The sequence below is a fragment of the Actinokineospora auranticolor genome, from assembly GCF_041897805.1.
Classification (GTDB): Bacteria; Actinomycetota; Actinomycetes; order Mycobacteriales; family Pseudonocardiaceae; genus Actinokineospora; species Actinokineospora auranticolor.
This window is the reverse complement of record NZ_CP154825.1, coordinates 5,822,677-5,839,471: the sequence shown is the minus strand read 5'-3', so window position 1 is coordinate 5,839,471 and position 16,795 is coordinate 5,822,677. Positions and strand designations below refer to the sequence as shown.

Annotated in this window: 11 protein-coding genes and 1 pseudogene; 6 read left to right on the top strand and 6 right to left on the bottom strand. The window is 73.0% G+C overall.

What is annotated here, in order from left to right:
* Positions 1–365: 365 nt before the first annotated feature.
* Positions 366–1,088 (top strand): hypothetical protein, encoded by a 723-nt coding sequence (locus tag V5P93_RS25445; RefSeq protein WP_104481018.1) that lies wholly within the window; start codon positions 366–368, stop codon positions 1,086–1,088.
* Positions 1,089–1,134: 46 nt separating this feature from the next.
* Here the strand turns inward: V5P93_RS25445 and V5P93_RS25440 are convergent, their stop codons facing one another.
* On the bottom strand, positions 1,135–1,950 hold the full coding sequence (locus V5P93_RS25440) for a bifunctional 2-polyprenyl-6-hydroxyphenol methylase/3-demethylubiquinol 3-O-methyltransferase UbiG (protein WP_219824072.1): 816 nt from the start codon (positions 1,948–1,950) through the stop codon (positions 1,135–1,137).
* Between the two features lie 129 nt (positions 1,951–2,079).
* Here V5P93_RS25440 and V5P93_RS25435 point away from each other — a divergent pair, with 129 nt between their 5' ends.
* The gene (locus V5P93_RS25435) at positions 2,080–2,610 is read left to right on the top strand and encodes a hypothetical protein (RefSeq protein WP_219824071.1); all 531 of its coding nucleotides are present in this window, start codon (positions 2,080–2,082) and stop codon (positions 2,608–2,610) included.
* Positions 2,611–2,662: 52 nt separating this feature from the next.
* Positions 2,663–3,177 (top strand): annotated as a pseudogene (locus tag V5P93_RS25430) (transposase); the annotation flags it as partial.
* Positions 3,178–3,288: 111 nt separating this feature from the next.
* Here V5P93_RS25430 and V5P93_RS25425 read toward each other — a convergent pair.
* Entirely contained in the window at positions 3,289–4,341 is a 1,053-nt protein-coding gene (locus V5P93_RS25425) for a hypothetical protein (protein ID WP_104481016.1), read from the bottom strand.
* Complete coding sequence (locus tag V5P93_RS25420; protein ID WP_104481015.1) at positions 4,338–4,991, bottom strand: HAD family hydrolase; 654 nt, start codon at positions 4,989–4,991, stop codon at positions 4,338–4,340. The genes V5P93_RS25425 and V5P93_RS25420 overlap by 4 nt, the downstream gene beginning before the upstream one ends.
* 33 nt (positions 4,992–5,024) lie before the next feature.
* On the opposite strand from V5P93_RS25420, the gene V5P93_RS25415 reads away from it, so the two are divergent.
* Positions 5,025–5,723 (top strand): bifunctional 2-polyprenyl-6-hydroxyphenol methylase/3-demethylubiquinol 3-O-methyltransferase UbiG, encoded by a 699-nt coding sequence (locus V5P93_RS25415; protein ID WP_104481014.1) that lies wholly within the window; start codon positions 5,025–5,027, stop codon positions 5,721–5,723.
* A gap of 14 nt (positions 5,724–5,737) precedes the next feature.
* Here the strand turns inward: V5P93_RS25415 and V5P93_RS25410 are convergent, their stop codons facing one another.
* Both V5P93_RS25410 and V5P93_RS25405 read right to left on the bottom strand, forming a co-directional pair.
* Positions 5,738–11,617: a TIR domain-containing protein gene (locus V5P93_RS25410; protein ID WP_146108185.1), complete on the bottom strand. Its 5,880-nt coding sequence runs from the start codon at positions 11,615–11,617 to the stop codon at positions 5,738–5,740.
* 56 nt (positions 11,618–11,673) lie between these two features.
* Complete coding sequence (locus V5P93_RS25405; RefSeq protein WP_104481013.1) at positions 11,674–12,444, bottom strand: hypothetical protein; 771 nt, start codon at positions 12,442–12,444, stop codon at positions 11,674–11,676.
* Between the two features lie 173 nt (positions 12,445–12,617).
* Here V5P93_RS25405 and V5P93_RS25400 point away from each other — a divergent pair, with 173 nt between their 5' ends.
* Positions 12,618–13,805: an SLC13 family permease gene (locus tag V5P93_RS25400; RefSeq protein ID WP_245931485.1), complete on the top strand. Its 1,188-nt coding sequence runs from the start codon at positions 12,618–12,620 to the stop codon at positions 13,803–13,805.
* On the opposite strand, the gene V5P93_RS25395 is transcribed toward V5P93_RS25400, so the two are convergent.
* The gene (locus V5P93_RS25395; protein ID WP_104481011.1) at positions 13,806–14,459 is read right to left on the bottom strand and encodes a hypothetical protein; all 654 of its coding nucleotides are present in this window, start codon (positions 14,457–14,459) and stop codon (positions 13,806–13,808) included.
* A gap of 235 nt (positions 14,460–14,694) precedes the next feature.
* Here V5P93_RS25395 and V5P93_RS25390 point away from each other — a divergent pair, with 235 nt between their 5' ends.
* Entirely contained in the window at positions 14,695–16,779 is a 2,085-nt protein-coding gene (locus V5P93_RS25390) for a tetratricopeptide repeat protein (RefSeq protein WP_104481010.1), read from the top strand.
* Positions 16,780–16,795: the final 16 nt, after the last annotated feature.

Sequence of the window (16,795 nt, the reverse complement as noted above, 5' to 3'; positions counted from 1 at the left end):
CGGTCGTGGTGCGCGTGGTCGGCCCGAGTCCCCGGTCATGGCGCTCCACCTGCGGTGAAATCGCTTTCGGGGGGTCGGCCGGTGGTCATCGCCCTAGCCGCGGGTGCCACTGGCACCCGGGTTGCGGGCCGCGGGGGCGCGGCCGGTCGGTAAGCGAGCATTTGGTAGTGGTCACCGACGAGTTTGATGAGCTAGCTTGAACTCGGAATGCGCTTGGCGAACCGCGCGGCGGGCCGAGGTGTTCACAACTGGGGAAATAGCGCTTCTCGCGATCCACTCGCGCGGGAGGACCGATTCGCTGGACGGCATCCGGGTCCGCGCGACCGATTCGGCGCGCCCGGACACCAGCGGAATGGAGGTACGACTTGTTCGGGTTGGGGCTGGGCGGCACGGCGGGGGACAGTGGTGCGCAGGTGGTGGCGGTCATCGAGGCGCTGCGCAACGTGGTGATCACGACCGCGCGCAGTGGACCGCCCACGACGGTCCCGGACACCTGCGCCGGGTGGGCCGAGGTGGCCGAGGTGGTGGGCAGGCACCTCGGAACCGGCGGTGACCCGGCCCGGACGTGGGAGCTGGTCCCCACCCGGCGGGCCGGGGACCGGGGTCTCGACCTGCCGCGTGGTGCCGGGGTGCAGCGGCGGCGGATCGTGTTCACCGGCAACCCGGGGGTCGTTGCGAGCGGCGTCGACCCGGCCCTCCCGGATGCCACACGGGTCGTGGGCCACGCGTTCCCCTGGTCGGTGTTGGCCGTCCGGGACTCCCTGATGGTGGTCCGCGACGAGGCGGCGGGCCTGTTCCGGGTCGTCACCGGGGCCCGCGAACTGACCAACACGGTGACGCTGCTGCACGACGCCCTCTGGGCCGCGCTGCCGCGGGTGGCATTCGACGCGGACACGCGGGTTCCGCCGCGGCACCTGCGACCGGTGCTGGAGTCGCTGGCCGACGGGGCCACGGACCAGGCCGCGCAACGGCAGCTGGCGATGTCGTCGCGGACGTTCAACCGGCGCACGTCGGAGCTGCTGGCGATGTTGGACGCGCGCAGCAGGTTCCAAGCGGGTGTGGAGGCCGCCCGCCGCCGCTGGGTCTGACCCGGTGGGGCCGCGGGCGCGGCCCCACCGGCCGCCGGTCGCGGGCTTACCCGGGCCTGCGGGCGACCAGCAACAGGTGCGTGCCCGCGCTGAGGTTGGCGGGCAGCGCGCCGAGGCAGAGCGCGACCTCGCCCCACTGCGCGACGATCCGCCGCGGCGCCCGCGCCAGGTTCGACTGCCCCGTACCGGGGGCGGGGGCGTCCATGCCCTGCAGGCGCACGACTTCCCACCCCGCTTCGCGCGTCTGCGCCACCGCCTCGTCGGGGGTCGAGTAGTAGTGGGCGCGGATGCCGTCGGGGATGTGCGCGTCGCCGAAGACCCCGGTGCGCAGGAAGCCCCGCCAGTCGAAGTTCCGCGCCACCGCGGGCGCGGCCTCGAGGATCCACCGCAACCCGCCCACCCGGGTGAAGAACTGGCACACGACCACACCGCCCGGTCGCACCACGCGCAGGGCCTCGCGCAGGACCGCGAGGCGGTCCGCCGCGTCGGTCAGGCAGTACAGCGGGCCGAGCAGCAGCGCGGCGTCGGCGAGGGAATCGGGCCACGGCAGGCTCCTGGCGTCCGCGACGACCGCCGAGGCGAGCTCGACCTGGCGCCGCGCCCCGCGCGTGCGCGCGTCGGCGACCAGCGCGGGCGTCAGGTCGCACAGGTGCACCTCGTACCCGTACTCGGCCAACCGGAACGCCTGCCTGCCGTTCCCGCCACCGATGTCCGCGACCACCGCGGGCTCGGCCGGGAAGTGGTCGTCCAGCACCCGGTGCAGCACGTACTCCTCCACCCGCGCCGTCTGGTCGAACCGCGACCACTGCGCGTCCGCGTTCTGCTCGTAGAACGACACGATCTCGCCGGTATCGGTTGTCACCCCACCGATGCTAGGGAGCCGAGAGCGCCGTCGACCCCGTCTGGCGAGTGGTCGCCAGGCGGTTGCCGCGGGTATCCGACCGCGGGGACAGTGTGGGAAACGCACGCGGTTCGAGGACGAGGTGATGTCGTGGTTGTCGCTGGGGATCCGGTCGCCGTCCCGGAGACGGGCTACTTCTACTACGGGAGGCCGCAGTGGCTGACCGACGACCTGCTCGCCGCCCTGTGCGCCGAAGCCGCGGCCGAACGCGCGAAAGCGGTCCTGCTGCGCAGGCAGTTCCACACCCCGACCGGCCCGATCGCCTCGGCTCTCGCCGACTCCCCTGAGCTCCACGCCCTCATCGAGAGCGACGCCTGCCCCGTCACCCCCGCGCGACGCGCGAACTACCTGTACTACGAGGCGGAAGGCCAGGGTATCGACCCCCACACCGACGACCACGACTTCCAGATCAACGTCCTCATGACACTGGAACACCGGCACACCCGGTGGCAACGCTCCACTTTGGTCCTGTTCCCGCACGGCCCGGACGACCCCCTGCGGATCCACCAGCGCCCCGGCGAACTGGTCTTGTTCTGGGCAGCCGCGGTCGTGCACGCCCGCACCAACGTCACCCAGGACGAGCGCGTCACCAACCTCGGCATCGGCTACCGACCCCGGTAACCGCTCCCGCCTTCGCCCTTCTGAAAAGCCGACCACAGCCACTAAGGGTCGTCTCGTACCGTTGTTGGCGTTGGCACCGGTGCGCGAACGCCGCGTCGACCAAGTCGCCATCGTCGACGGCACCCTGGTGCCCACCCGCGACCACCGGATCGCCGAGCGGTCGAAGAACTACCGCTACTCGACGAACCCGCGGGTGGCCATCGACGCCGACACGCGTCTGGTGATCGCCACCGGCGACCCGCAACCGGGCAACCGCAACGACTGCACCGTCTACCGCGAGTCCGGCATCGCCGACACCCTTGCCGGCGGACCGGTCATGGCCGACGGCGGCTACCAGGGCAACAAGGGCGTAATCACGCCCTACCGCGCGCCCCGCGACGGCACCGCGCTGCCGCGGTGGAAGGACGACCTCGACACCATCCACCGCGGCGTCCGCGCCCGGGTCGAACACACTCTCGCCCGCCTGAAGAACCGGAAATCCCCCGCGACTACCGCCGCGCCGGACACACCCTGGTCACCACCGCGGCAGGCACCGCCTTCCTCCACAACCCCACCATCACCAACTGACCAAAGCCCAACCAGGGGCACAACCCACAAGATCAGTTAGGAGACATCCCTTAGACCGCCGTCGCGGAGATCGCGACGCGAGCCCACGGGTTCCGGGCCGTCGCGGCGATGTCAACCGGAGTTGTCGTCCGACTTCGGTTGCGGCTGCCGGTAGTCGAGTTCCCGGCGGAGGGACGTGAGGTAGGCGCGGAACTCGGCGCTGTCGTGGATCTGCGCGGTGCGCCAGCGCGCGAGGTCGGCGGGGGTGGTGGCGCGGCCGGTGAGTTCGGTCAGGTGGGCGATGAGGTGGGCGTCGGTGTGGGCGGCGTCGAACACGGTTTTGTGCTCGGAGATCTCGAACTTCCGCATGAGGTCCATGCGCAGGGTGGAGTAGATGAAGGACTCCTTGCCGAACCGGTAGGACTCGGGGAGTTCCATCTGGGCCGAGCGGGGGCTGTGGTACCAGGACACGTACACGGACTGGTCGAACATGACGTACCGGTACACGGCTGTGTCGTCGTTGTAGAGGATCTCGATGGGGCAGATCTTGCGGCAGTCGAACAGGGACACGAGGTTCATCAGGAGCTCTTCCTCGAGGTCCCGTTCGATCCGGTCGATGGGCTGGCCCTGGGGTTTGAGCCAGGAGGCGCGGTCGGCGGCGCGGCGGCTGATCGCGCGGTGGTTCGCCGGGTTGATCATGGCGACGCGGATCTGCTGGGGGTGGTGGCGGGCGGCGAGCAGCCGGGCGGCGACGTAGCGGGCGCTGGGGCCGTAGAAGGCGAAGAACCCGGTCGCCTCCAGGTCGACCGTCATGTCCCCGTTGTACGAGTCGCCGAAGGTGTTGGTGGGGTTGAGGGCGTCGTACTGGCGGTTGGGCAGGAAGAGGTGGTTGGAGCGGACCATGCTCTGGGTGACCCGCTGGCCGAGCTCCTCGAAGCCCTCCGCGATGGTCTCCTGGGTGTTGCGGTCCTGGGTCCAGCTGGTCAGCGCCGCGAACATCAGCGCGAACACCACGCTGGCGAACAGGTTGAGGCCGACCGCCGAGTAGATCTGGGCCGCGGTGAGCCCCTTGTCCTGCATGGTGAGTATGACGCTGATCAGCAGGCCCACCAGGCACGCCGTGATGAACGAGTAGCGCACCAGGGTGCGGCGCAGGGATCGCGCGGACCGGCGGTCGTGGGTCACCGCGCCCCCAGCGCCCAGTCGACGGCGGCGGGCAGCGAGTTCACCACGGGCGCGCCGAGGTCGGCGAGCCGGGCCGGGCTCACCAGCGGCTGGTCGACCGGGTGGTAGAGCAGCGCGGGCACGCCGCAGGCCTCGGCGGCGGCCACGTCGTCGACGCTGTCGCCGACGACGAGCACCGAGCGCTCACCCAGCTCCCGCAGGTGCCCGCGCAGGTGGGGTTCCTTGCGTGGCGACTCGTCCGACCGCATACCGTCCACTCTGTCGAAGAACCCGGCGACCGCGGCGAACTGCGGCAGGGCCACCAGCCGGTCGTGCGGGAACATCGACAGCAGCGACTGGGTGCGCCCCGCGTCCCGCCACGCCGTCAGCGCCGCCACCGCCAGCGAGTGCAGCGCGGCGCGGTCGAGCAGGTCGGCGTAGGCGTGGTGGAAGTGCGCGGCGACGTCTCCTTGTTCCCGTGCGGTGAGCACCTTCCCCGCCAGTCGATCATAGAAGTCCGGGATCGGCCGGGTGAAGTGCTCCTGGTACCCGGCCAGGGTGATCGCGGGCAGCCCCGCGCGGGCGAACGCGGCGATGGTCGCGCGGACCATGGCGTCGCCGTCGTCGAGCAGCGTCCCGTTCCAGTCCCACACGATGTGGTCGACGCGCATCCGTCCCCCTCAGCCTTCTGCGATCATGGCCGGGTGCGCCGACCCCAGGCCAGGGCGACCGCCGCGAACACCCGCGGGTACGCGGGCGACGAGGTGGCGGGCTACCTCCGCGACCGCTACCACCGGTTGCGCGTCACCCTCGCGCTCGACCTGCTCACCGAGCACCTGCCCGCGGCCGCCACCGTGCTCGACCTCGGCGCGGGCGGCGGCGAGGTCTGCGCGCTGCTCGCCGGGCGCGGGTTGCGACCGGTCGCCTGCGACGCCGTGCCCGCCGCGCTCCACAGTGGATTCCCGGCGGTCCGCCTCGACGTCGGCGAGGTGCTGCCGTTCCGCGACCGCGCCGTGGCCGGGATCTTCGCCGGGGAGATCATCGAGCACGTCTACGACCCGGCGCTGCTGCTGGGGGAGTGCCACCGGGTGCTGCGGCCCGGCGGCGTGCTCGTGGTGACGACGCCGAACCTGGCGCCCGCCCAGGACCGGCTGCGGTTCCTGCTCGGCCGTGCGCCCCGCCAGGTCGACCCGTTCCACGAGTACCTGCGCCTGCACATCCGCCCGTTCACCTACCCGCTGCTGGCGACCGGGATGCGGTCGGTCGGCCTGGTCCCCGGCCCGCCGCGGTCGAACCAGGTCGTGTGGCGGACGCGGTTCGGCGAGGCGCGGTCGACGTGGCTGGCGCGGGTGCTGCCAACCCTGGGCGGGTCCCTCGTGGTCGCGGCGGTCCGGCCGTCCTGACCGGTCCCGCCCGCTCAGAACGGCTCCTCGAGCGGTACGGACCGCACGTCGCGCAGCACCGCGTCGAGTTCGCCGACCTCGAACCGGCACAGGCCGACGGCGTGCCAGAACTCGCCGCCGGTGGTGCCCTCGACCTTGTACCGGCCGTCCGGGGTGACCGCCGCCCACGCCTCCGGCAGGCCGATCATGGTCAGCCGCAGCGCTCCGGCGGGCACGTCCCACAGCCGGGTGGTGCCGTCGGCGGCGCCGCTGGCCAGGGTCGCGCCGTCGGGGCTGAACGCCAGCGACAGCACCCGGCGGGTGTGGCCCGCCAGGGTGCCCAGCGACTCACCGGTGACGCTCCACAGGTAGATGACGGCGTCGTCGCCCGCGGCGGCGAGGACCCGCCCGTCCGGGCTGAACGCGCCCGCCCACAGCCGCCCGCGCTGCGCGGCGAACCCGCGCAGCCGCGCGCCGTCGGACACCCGCCACAGCACCGCTTTGCCGTCGTTGCTGACGCTGGCGAGGATCTCGCCGTCGGGGCTGAACCGCACGTCGTAGACGCGGTCGTGGTGGCCGTCGAAGACGGTGCGGAGCCTGCCGGTGGCGCGCTCGAACAGGCGGACCTTGCTGTCGTCGCAGCCGGTGGCGACCCTCGTGCCGTCCGGGCTGAACGCGATGGCCCGCACGCGGCCCCGGTGTTCCCCCAGCGACAGCACCTCGCGGCCGGTGGCCTGCCACCACAGCCGCACGGTGTCGTCGTCGTTCGCGGTGGCCAGGACGTCGCCGTCGGGGGCGAACGCGCTGGCCCACACGTAGTCGGTCTCGACCTCCAGCTCCTGGTCGGCGCGCCAGCTGTTCAGCTGCCACACGTGCACGCCGCCGTCGTTGCTCGCCGTGGCCAGCAGCGGTTTGACGGGGTTGAACACGGCACCGGTGAGCTGGTCGTCGAGACCGGTGAGCGTCTTGACCTGCCTGCCGGTGCGCGGGTCCCACAGCCGGACCACGCCGTCGTTGCCCGCGGCGGCGAGCAGGTCGCCCGCCGGGTTGAAGTCGACCCGGGTCACCCGGCGACCGTGGCCGTGGATCTCGTACCGCTGCCTGCCGCTCACCGGGTCCCAGACGCGCACGGCGCTGTCGCGGCCCGTGGTCGCCAGCTGCGTCGAGTCCGCCCGGAACGCCAACGGCCACACGGCGCCGCGGTGCGCGTGCGCCTCGTGCAGCTCCTGCCGGGTCCCGGTGTCCCAGACCCGCAGCGTCCCGTCGCTGTCGCCACCCGCCACCAGCCGACCGTCCGGGCTGAACGCCAGGTGGTACACGGCGGGCCCGTGCCGGTACCGCAGCGCCTCGGAGGTGGGGGCGCCCGCGCCGGTCAGCCGCCACAGCCGCACGGAGCCGACCGTGTCGCCGCTGGCGAGGAGTTCGCCATCGGGGTGGAACGCGACGGAGTAGACGGACCCGGAGTGACCCTCGAGGCGGTGCGCCCGCTCACCGGTCTCGACGTCCCACAGCAACACCCCGGTGGGGCGACCGCCCGCGGCGAGCAGGCGACCGTCCGGGCTGAACGCGACCGTGTAGACGGAGCCGGGCGTCTCCAGCCGGTACCGCTGCGCACCCGAGGCGAGGTCCCAGACGCGCACGACGCCGTGCTCGTCGCCGGTCGCCAGCAGCCCGCCGTCGGGGTGGAAGGCGAGCGTCCAGACCCGCTCGCCGTGCCCGGCGAGCCGGTGGCGGGGTTCCCCGGAGGGCACGTCCCGCACGTGGACCACGCCCGCGCCGTCCCCGTACGCGACCAGCGCGCCGTCCGGCGAGAGCCGCAGCGGCCAGACCGGCGCCGCGTGGTCGGTGAGCACCGCGCCGGGCGCGCCGGAGGCCGGGTCCCAGTACCGGACCGACCCGTCCGCGGAACCGGTGACCAGCGCGGCCACCCCGAAGTCGACCGCGTACACCCGGTCCAGGTGCCCCTTCAGGGTGCGCAGCGGCAGCCCCTTCTCCGGGTCGCACACCAGCACGCCGCCGTCGCCGCTGCCCACGGCGAGCAGCGAGCCGTCCGGGTGGTAGGCCAGCGGGCGCGGCAACCGGCCGTCCTCGAAGCCGAACTGCACGCCGACGCCCGCGGGCCGCAGCCCGGTCAGCACCGGTCGACCGGGCGCCGCCGCGGCCCCGCGCAGCTCCGGCGCGGCGAACAGCCCCGGGTCGGCGGCCACGTTGATCAGCGCGGCCCGGGCCCACCGGCCACCGGTGACCACCACGCCGCGCAGGTCGGTCTCCAGCAGCCGGGCGCCGGTGAGGTCGGCGCCGGTCAGGTCCGCGTCCCGCAGCACCGCCCGGTCGAGCCGGGCGCCGCGCAGCCGGGCGCCGCGCAGCGTGGCCCGGCTGAGCTTGGTGCCGATCAGCAGCGCGTCGGTGAGGTCGGCGTCGGTGAGGTCGACGCCGCTGAAGTCGCGGTGGGACAGGTCCTCGCCGCGCAGCGGGGCGCCGCGCATGTCGGACTTCGCCGGGATGCGCAGCCGGTTGCCGATCCGCAGGGCGTTGGCCTCCGACACCGGGTCGCCCGCCGGTCGCGCGGCCCACGCGCCCAGCGACCGGGCGTCGCCGAGGTCGCAGAGGAAGTCGACGACCAGCTGGGAGAGCTTGCGCCTGCCCAGCAGCGCGCAGCGGCCGGTCTCGGCCAGCACGCGGGCGATCTCCTTGGCGACCAGCCACTCCATCACCGAGCTGTGGATGAAGCCGAACATGTCGTCGTCGGTGCGGACCAGCAGGCTCCCGGCGCCGAGGGCGTGCGCGGCCTGCGGTGGCGTCAGCGGCGCGTCGGCCAACCCGCTCAGCGCCTCGGCGACCTCGGCCACGTCGTCGAGGCGCAGCAGCACGTCGTGGGACTCCCAGACGCGCAGCGCCAGCGTGGTCACCGCCGACCACAGCTCGTCGACCGACAGCGAGGGCGGGGCGCCCTCCGCGTGCGCGCGGTCGTGCTCGAAGCGCAGCCACGAGGTCAGGATCTCCTGGTAGAGCCCGGCGGCGCTGATCGAGTCGCGCGCGGCGACGGCGGCCAACCGCTCGGGCGCCAACCCGGCGACGAAGCTGAGCATCCGCGGGTTGCGGGACAGGCCACCGAGGTCGTCGACGCGGCCGATCAGGTCGACCCGCTCGCGCGCCCGGTCGGCGTCGCCGTCGAACCGGTTGAGCAGGAAGTCGCCGATCTGCCGCTGGGTGAACTCCTCCAGCAGCAGGATCCGCCGCTGGGCCAGCACCCCGACCCGCTCGCCCAGCGCGGTCCGGACCTGCGCGTCGTTCTGGAAGTGCTGGGTGCGGCTGGTGACCACGATCTTGGCGCGGTCCTCGGCGGCGGCGAGCAGCGTGGTCAGGTGGTCGGCGGCGCGGTCGTAGCTGACCCGGCTGGCCAGCTCGTCGAACCCGTCGAACAGCAGCACGATCCGGCCTTGGCGCAGCAGGTAGCGGAACGCGCGCAGGTCGATCCGGGACTCGCCGTGGTTGGCCAGGTGCGCGGCCACCAGCCCGTCGACGCTGTGCGCCTTGTCCAGCGCGTGCAGCTCGATGAGGATCGGGGTGACGCCGGGCAGCGCGGTGGGCAGCGTCATCGCGAGCCTGCGCATGGCGAACGTCTTGCCCCGGCCGAAGTCGCCCATCAGCAGCACGAACCGGCCCTCGTCGCCCGCCAGCAGGTCCACCAGCTCGGCCACCACGTTGTCGCGCACGGCGGCGTCCGAGGCCGCGGTGCCCGCGGTCTCGCGGAACCGTTGCTGGACGTACAGGTCGGGCGGGTACACCCGGTCCTGCCGGAGGCGCTCGGTCTGCGCGGCCACGTAGTCGCGCAGGTCGAGCAGGCCCTGGAACTCGGTGAAGCTGCGGACCCGGACGCCGTCGCGCGCCGCCTCCGCGCGCAGCGTCACGCCGGGGTGCCTGCCCTGGTAGACCAGTTCGGAGGTCAGTTCCTCGTTGTTGCGCTGCCGGACGCGCACGAGTTCGGCCACGTCGTCGGCGGTCGGTTGCCCCACCAGCACGGCGACCAGGAACTGCGGCACCAGGTCGCCGTCGCGGTAGCTGACGCGCAGCACCGGCGGTCGACCGGGGAGCCGCCGGGTGCGCGCGCCGGGGTAGCGCACCTCGACGACCTCGGCGACGCGGCGCAACAACCGGTCGGCCGGGCTCTCCGCCGGTTCCTCCACGACGAGCTCGCGCCCCAGCCGCGGGCCCGAGTCCTGGTCGGCGGCGAAGGTCCGGTCCGCCGCGTGCCAGGTCCGCTCGATCCGCTCGACGCGCTCGGGGCCGCCGTCGCGGGGCAGGGTCCAGTTGTCGAGGCCGGTACGGGTCAGGCGCGCCAGGCAGGCGCCCTCCGCCGGGGACACGACCGTGAGACCGGACGGCAGCGGGGCGCTGTCGTGGTTCGTGGGGCCCCGGCCGGACAGCAGCAGGTTGAGCTGTCCGCCGATGGTCGAGTCGAGCGCCGCGGTGTCGGCGAGCGCCCACCCGGCGGGCTCGGTGGCGGGCGCGTGCGCGACGACCCCGATCCGCAGGTACCCGGATTCCACGAAGGGGGCGAGCGCGCCCGCGAACCAGTCCAGCTGCTCGGCGCCGACCTCACCGGGCGCGCCCGGGGTCAGGTGGGTGTGGGTGATGGTCGAGGTGAGCGCGGCGACGACGACCCGCAGGTCGGGCAGTTCGACCAGCGACCACGGCTGGCTCGCGTCGAACACCGGGGCGTCCACGCCCGCGTACAGCTCGCCGTGCAGCCGCTGGTAGTGCCGCCACTTGCGGAAGTACGGCGGTTCCGGGGTCAGGCCGTCGGCCCGGCAGTCGGCGAAGTACGCCTCGCACGCGGGCACCGTGATGTCGCCCGCGCCGGGCACGATGACCAGCCGGTTCGCCTCGACGCCGACCAGCGACCGCAGCCCGGTGAGGAAGCTCAACGCCTGCTCGAACTGCTCCCGCGTCCCGGACTCGGTGAGGCTGCCGCTGACCACGACCAGGTCCGGCGCGGGCAGGTCCGCCGCGCCGAGCCGGGCCAGACCGGCGTCGAGCGCGGCGAGGCGCGCCACCGGGTCGGCACCGCCGTCCAGCCCGAACCTCGGCGCCGCCACCTGCAACACCGACAGCTCGTGGCGCGTGGCCTGCGCGGCGGCGGGCGGGAACGTGGTCCCCCGACGGGGTTCGGGGATCCGCTCCGACGACGGCGGCGCGCCGGGGAACCGCGGGCTGCCCGCCTTGGCGCGGCCGGTGAGCGCGTTCTCCAGCCGGTGCAGCAGCCGGGCCCGGGCCGCCGCCGGGTCGTCGATGCCGACCAGGTCGACGAAGGTGATCGGGGCGAGCAGGCCCTGCGGGAACACGTTCTCCACCCGCACGGGCACCAGCAGCTTGGTCTCCGGCCGGTCGTGCATGGCCTGCAGCGCCGCCATCCACTCCAACCGGCCGTAGCGGGACTCCAGGTAGTTGCGGGACAGCACGGCGAGCACCGCGGACGACTCGCGGATGCCCCGGTCGATGAAGTCCAGGAAGTGCGTGCCCGGGACGAAGTCCCAGGTCTGGATCATCACGGCGTACCCGGCGGCCTCCAGCTCGTGCGCGATCCAGGTGGCCCACTCCTCGTCCAGCAGCGAGTAGCTGATGAAGAAGTCGACCGGCCCCGACCGCGGCGGGCGCGGCCCCCGCACCGGCGCGCGCTGCGCGGGCACGGCGGTGCCGGTCAGCTCCGCGACCGGGACACCCAGCGCCGCGGCGAGCGCGGTGAGGTCGTCCGGCGTGGCCGCCCGGGCACCCGACTCCAGGTCCGCCAGCGCTTCGGCGTCCAGCGGGGAGCCGAGGCCCGCGCACGCCGCGGCCAGCTCGGCGACCGTCCACCCGCGACGCTCGCGGGCCCGCCCGATCCGCGCCGCCGGTTCCGACTCGACCTCGCGCACCGGGCCTCCCACAGGTCGGCGGACAGCGGCAGGGGTGCCGCGCCGCCCCTGCCCGGTTATTCTCCGCCGCTCGCGCGCGAAGAATGGCTGTTGAGCCTACCTGTCGTATTCCCGCCGCTAGATCCCCCGATCGGGGAAACACCGAAAGGGGCGGTGCCGAACAAAGCGGTGCACGTCCCGTGCGGACTCATCCCGTATACCGCCAAACCGGGCAACACACCGGCGAACTCCGCTGCCGGCGGGAGTTCGGCGAGATCGACGCGGAAATCGGGATCGATCGGCCAGGCGAGGGTGACGTGCGGGTTGAACCGGTCGGCCGCGCCGCCGTCCCACACGTCGGTGATCTCGTCGTAGCCGTAGCGGGTGAGCTGGTCGCGGCGCACCCGGTCCTGCCCGGGGTCGGCGATCAACCCGGTGATCCGCTCGCCCGCCGGGTCGGTCTCCCGGAGCCTGCCGCGCCGCAACGGCTCCACGCGCGCGACCACCGCGCGCTGCAGGTCGATCCACTCGCGGCTCTTGCGGAAGTACAGCTCCGGCGCGCCCACGGGGTTGTGCCGGTAGTACTCGCCTTGGGCCGCGAGCAGCGGCAGCTCGGCCGCGAGGCACTGCGTGGCGGCCACCACCTCGGGGATCTCGGCGCGGTCAACGGCGAGCATGAACAGCGACACGTGCGGCTCGCACGGACCACCGGTGTCGAGCGGGTCGCCGAGCCGGAACCACGACGGGTGGCCCTGCTCGCGCATCCGCGCGGTCAGCATGCCGCTGAGGTCTATGGCGGCGCGGTTGAGCTCGGGGGGCAGGACCGCGACGATATCCACTGTCTCCATGGGCTCTCTCTCCGCCGGAGGGGAAACGCGGGTCAGGGTAGTGGGCCGGAACTCCGGTGGGCACCGCTTCCCGGGAGGTCGTGTTGCCACATTCGTGTTAACGCGGGATACAAATTGGTACATCCGTGGAAAGGGATAGCCCTTTCCGGTGACACCGCGCACCGTGTGGCAGCATGACGCGCATGTCCAACGGTTTGCGCAGACTCCACGTGTTGGACTGGATCGCACTGGGGTTGCTGCTGGTGGGTGTGGTCTGCGTGCTCACCGGGGCACTGCCGTACGACGACGCGACGGCCACGGTCACCAGGTTGGTGCCGCTGCTGCTGTTCCTCGGCAGCGTGATCATCCTCGCCGAGCTGACCGCGACCGCCGAGGTGTTCGACGTCGTCGCGACCCGGTTGTCCATCCTCGCCCGGGGCCACTACCCGCTGCTGTTCCTGCTGTGCGTCGCGCTCGCGGCGGGCACCACCATGGGCCTCAACCTGGACACCACGGCGGTGCTGCTGACCCCGGTGCTGCTGGCGCTGGCCGGGAAGCTGGCGGTGGCGCCGCTGCCGCTGGCCATGACGACGGTGTGGCTGGCGAACACGGCGAGCCTGCTGCTGCCGGTGTCGAACCTGACCAACCTGCTGGCCGCCAACCGGGTCGCGCTCGCGCCCGCCGAGTTCGCGGCCCGCATGTGGTTGCCGCAGCTGGCGTCGATCGTCGTGACGGCCGCGTTCCTCTGGATCTGCTACTGGCGGCGCGCCGAACCCGGCTACCGGGTGCCCGCGCGGCACGTGCCCGCCGACCCGGTGCTGTTCCGGGTGGCCGGGGCCGCGGTGCTGCTGTTCGTGGCCGGGATCCTGGTCGGCGTGCCGATCGGGATCGCGTCGTCGGTGGCGGCGGGCATCCTGGTGGTCGCGTTCGCCGCGCGCCGCCGCTCCGCGCTGCGGCCTGCCCTGCTGCCGTGGCGGCTGCTGGTGTTCGTGATCGGGCTGTTCCTGGTGGTGGAGACCGTCAACCGGCACGGCCTGTCCGACATCGTGCACTCGCTCATCGGGTCGTCCGACGGCGCGGAGGGCGCGGCGAGGGCCGCCGGGACGGGGGCGGCGCTGTCGAACCTGGTGAACAACCTGCCCGCGTACGTCGCCGGGGAATCGGTTGTGCCGGTGGACAACCACAACCAGCTGCTGGCCCTGCTGGTCGGCACCAACGTGGGGCCGATCATCACGCCGTGGGCCTCGCTCGCGACGCTGCTGTGGTACGAGCGCTGCACCGCCGCGGGCGTGCGGGTCCCCATGGGCCGGTTCGTGTGGACGAGCGCGTGCCTCGCCGTCGTCGCCCTGGCCGCGACCGTCGCCACCCTCCTGGTGACCTAGTCACACCCGGTGCGCCAGCGAGGTGACCACGGCGGTGGCGGCCGAAACGGTCTCCGCGCGCCCGCAGAGCTGCCTGCGCACCCGGTGGCTGGTGGTCCGCAGCCCGCCGAGGGAGAGGTCGGCGGCACCGGGCGCGGTCCGGCCGAGGGCCACCGTGGCCACCAGGCTCGCGGAGTCGGGGACCACGGTCTCGTGGAACACCCCGGCGGCCAACGAGTACCGCTCACCCGCCCGGTGCGTCGTGTCCGTGACGACTTCGGCCCGCACCAACCGGTCCGTGGCCTCGATCGAGTCGCCGTCGCGGCCGCTGAGCACCCGGAACACCCGGTGCGTGACGGGCCCGGCGTCGTCGAGGACCAGGGTCTGGTTGCGCAAGCCGCCGACCAGCACCCAGCTGGACAACTCCCAGCTGTGGCAGTGGGTCGGGGAGGTCGTGGGCCGCTCGTGCCCCCGCCCCGGCTGCCAGAGGTGCACGCACACCCCCGCGTCCCCGTGCCGGTAGACGGGCAAGCACAGAAACCCCAGTGGGTGCCGAACCGCGTCGACCGCCAGATCACCCGCGATGACCCCACCCAGCGCCGAACGCGCCCAGCCGACAACCCGCTCGGCCTCACCGCGCTCGATCGCCCCGGACAACTCGCTGTACAGCGCCATGGGCACGCCCCGGAGTTAGGCTCAAGTGCCGAAGAAGTCTAGCAATGGGCACACCGGTGTCGGAAAGGTTCCGACCGGGTTGTCCACCTTCTGTCCCGCACCTCCTCTGGACCCTCCAAGCCCTCGTCCGGGCCCTCGCCGCCCTCACCATCGCCGCCTACACCGGGCTCGACCGCGAAACCACCTACCCGACGGACGGGTGTAGCGCGATCAGCCGCCGGGGCGATCACCAGGCATGAGCGTCGAGCCGGGAGCCGAGGAACCAGGGCGCTTGGCCAACAGCTTCGTCGGTACCGCCGACGTCGTCTTCCAGGCCCGGGACATCTACGGCGACGTGCACATCCACGCCATGGACGGCTACGTCCGGGCGAGCCGCTCCCAGCTGCGCTCCGACATCCCCGACTTCACCGACCGCACGCGCGAAGTCGCCGAGTTGACCGCCTTGCTGGACAACGGAAGCAACGTCGTCTGCGTGTGGGGGACCGGCGGAACGGGGAAGTCGACCCTCGCCGTGCGCATCGGGCACCTGGTGCGCGAGCGGTTCCCGTACGCCCAGCTCTACGTCGACCTCCGCGGCGCCGACGCGCACCCGGTCGACCCCGCGGCCGTACTAGGCCGGTTCCTGCTGGTGCTCGGTGTCTCGGCCCGCGACATCCCGTCCGACCTCGGCGCGCGGGAAGACCTGTACCGAGCGGCACTCTGGGACAAACCGGCGCTCGTAGTCCTGGACAACGCGCATTCCGAGCGGCAGGTCCGCCCACTGCTGCCCGGAACCGGCACAGCACGCGTGCTGGTCACCAGCAGGCAACCGATGCAGGGCCTCGCGGGCACGGAGTTCGTGGAACTCAAGGAGTTCGACCCGGCCTCCGCCACGGAACTGTTGCGGCGCACCAGCAGAACCGCCGACGCCCTCGACGACCTCGCCGGGCTGTGCGGCCACCTCCCGCTCGCCCTGCGGATCGTCGGCGTGAAGCTTAGGCTCGGATCGACCACCGCGGTCCGCCGCGACCTCGCCGACGCGAGCAGACGACTCGCTGTCCTGCGCGCGGGTGACCTGAGCGTGAGAGCGAGCATAGCCGTGAGCCACGGCCCGCTGCCGGAACCGCTGAAGCGCTGCTTCCGCCTGCTGAGCCTGATCCCGGGAGCCGACTTCGCCGAGGACGCGGCGGCGGCCGCGCTCGGCATGGCGGGCCCCGAGTTGACCGAGGCCGTGCGGGAACTGGCCGAACAGCAACTGCTGGAGTGGACGACACCCGACCGACTGCGGTTCCACGACCTGCTCCGCCTCTACGCGCGCGAGGAGGCCGAGCGGTCCGAGCCCCCGGAGGTATGGGACGAGGTAGCGCTCCGGCACGTCGAGTGGTGCCGGGCCCGCGCGCAAGAACACCGCGACAACGCGCTGAACGAGGAGTGCCCCACCGCCGCGGGACTGAGGTGGTTCGACGTCGAGTCGGCGAACGTCCTGGAAGCCCTGGAATCGGCCTTCCGGCTCCAGGCCTGGACTCCCGCGTTCCGACTCGCCATGGCGGTGCAGGACTTCCTCCGCTACCGGGGTCTCCTGCGGGAGGCCGCCCACGTGCTCGGCCGCGCGGCGGACGCGGCACGCGGAGCGGGCGAACCCGATGACGAGCGCTTCGCGCTGGTATACCTCGGTATGGTGCTGGTCGAGGACGGCCGGACGGCGGAGACCCCGGCCCTGTACGAACGCGCCCTGGCCCTGCCCGGCAGTGACGTCGAACGGTGCTGGACCCTCACCCACTACGGCATCGCCCTGACCCGCATGGGCCACCCGGACGAGGCGATCACCAGAATCTCGGAAGCGTTGGCCGCCACCACATCCCGCGCGGACGGGACGGGTGAGGCCTGGGCCTCGACCCACCTCGGCAACGCCTACCGCGCGGCGGGCCGCCCCACCGAGGCGGTGGCCCTGCTCCAAGGCGCCCTCGACCACGACCGCGCCGACCACGGCGACCGCGAGATCGGCTGGATCCTGGTCTACCTGGCCGACGCCCTCGCCGACGTGGAACGCTGGGCGGAAGCGGAGGCGGCGCTGCGCCGCTCGCTGGAGCTGGGTCGAACCCTGGGCGACCTGAACCGCCAAGCCTGGGTCCTGCACCACCTCGGCGAGTTCCACGCCCGCCGCCGACACTGGCCGGAACTGGCCGACACCACCCGCCAACTCGAAACGGTCGCCAAAGCCATGCACAACGAACGCTGGCTGGCGATCGCCGCCGAACTGGTGGCCCGCCACCCCATCGCGTCCATCACCATCACGAACCAGCCACCCGACGAGCCACCACCCCGCGAACCCGACGACTGAGCCCGAGCCCCACTCC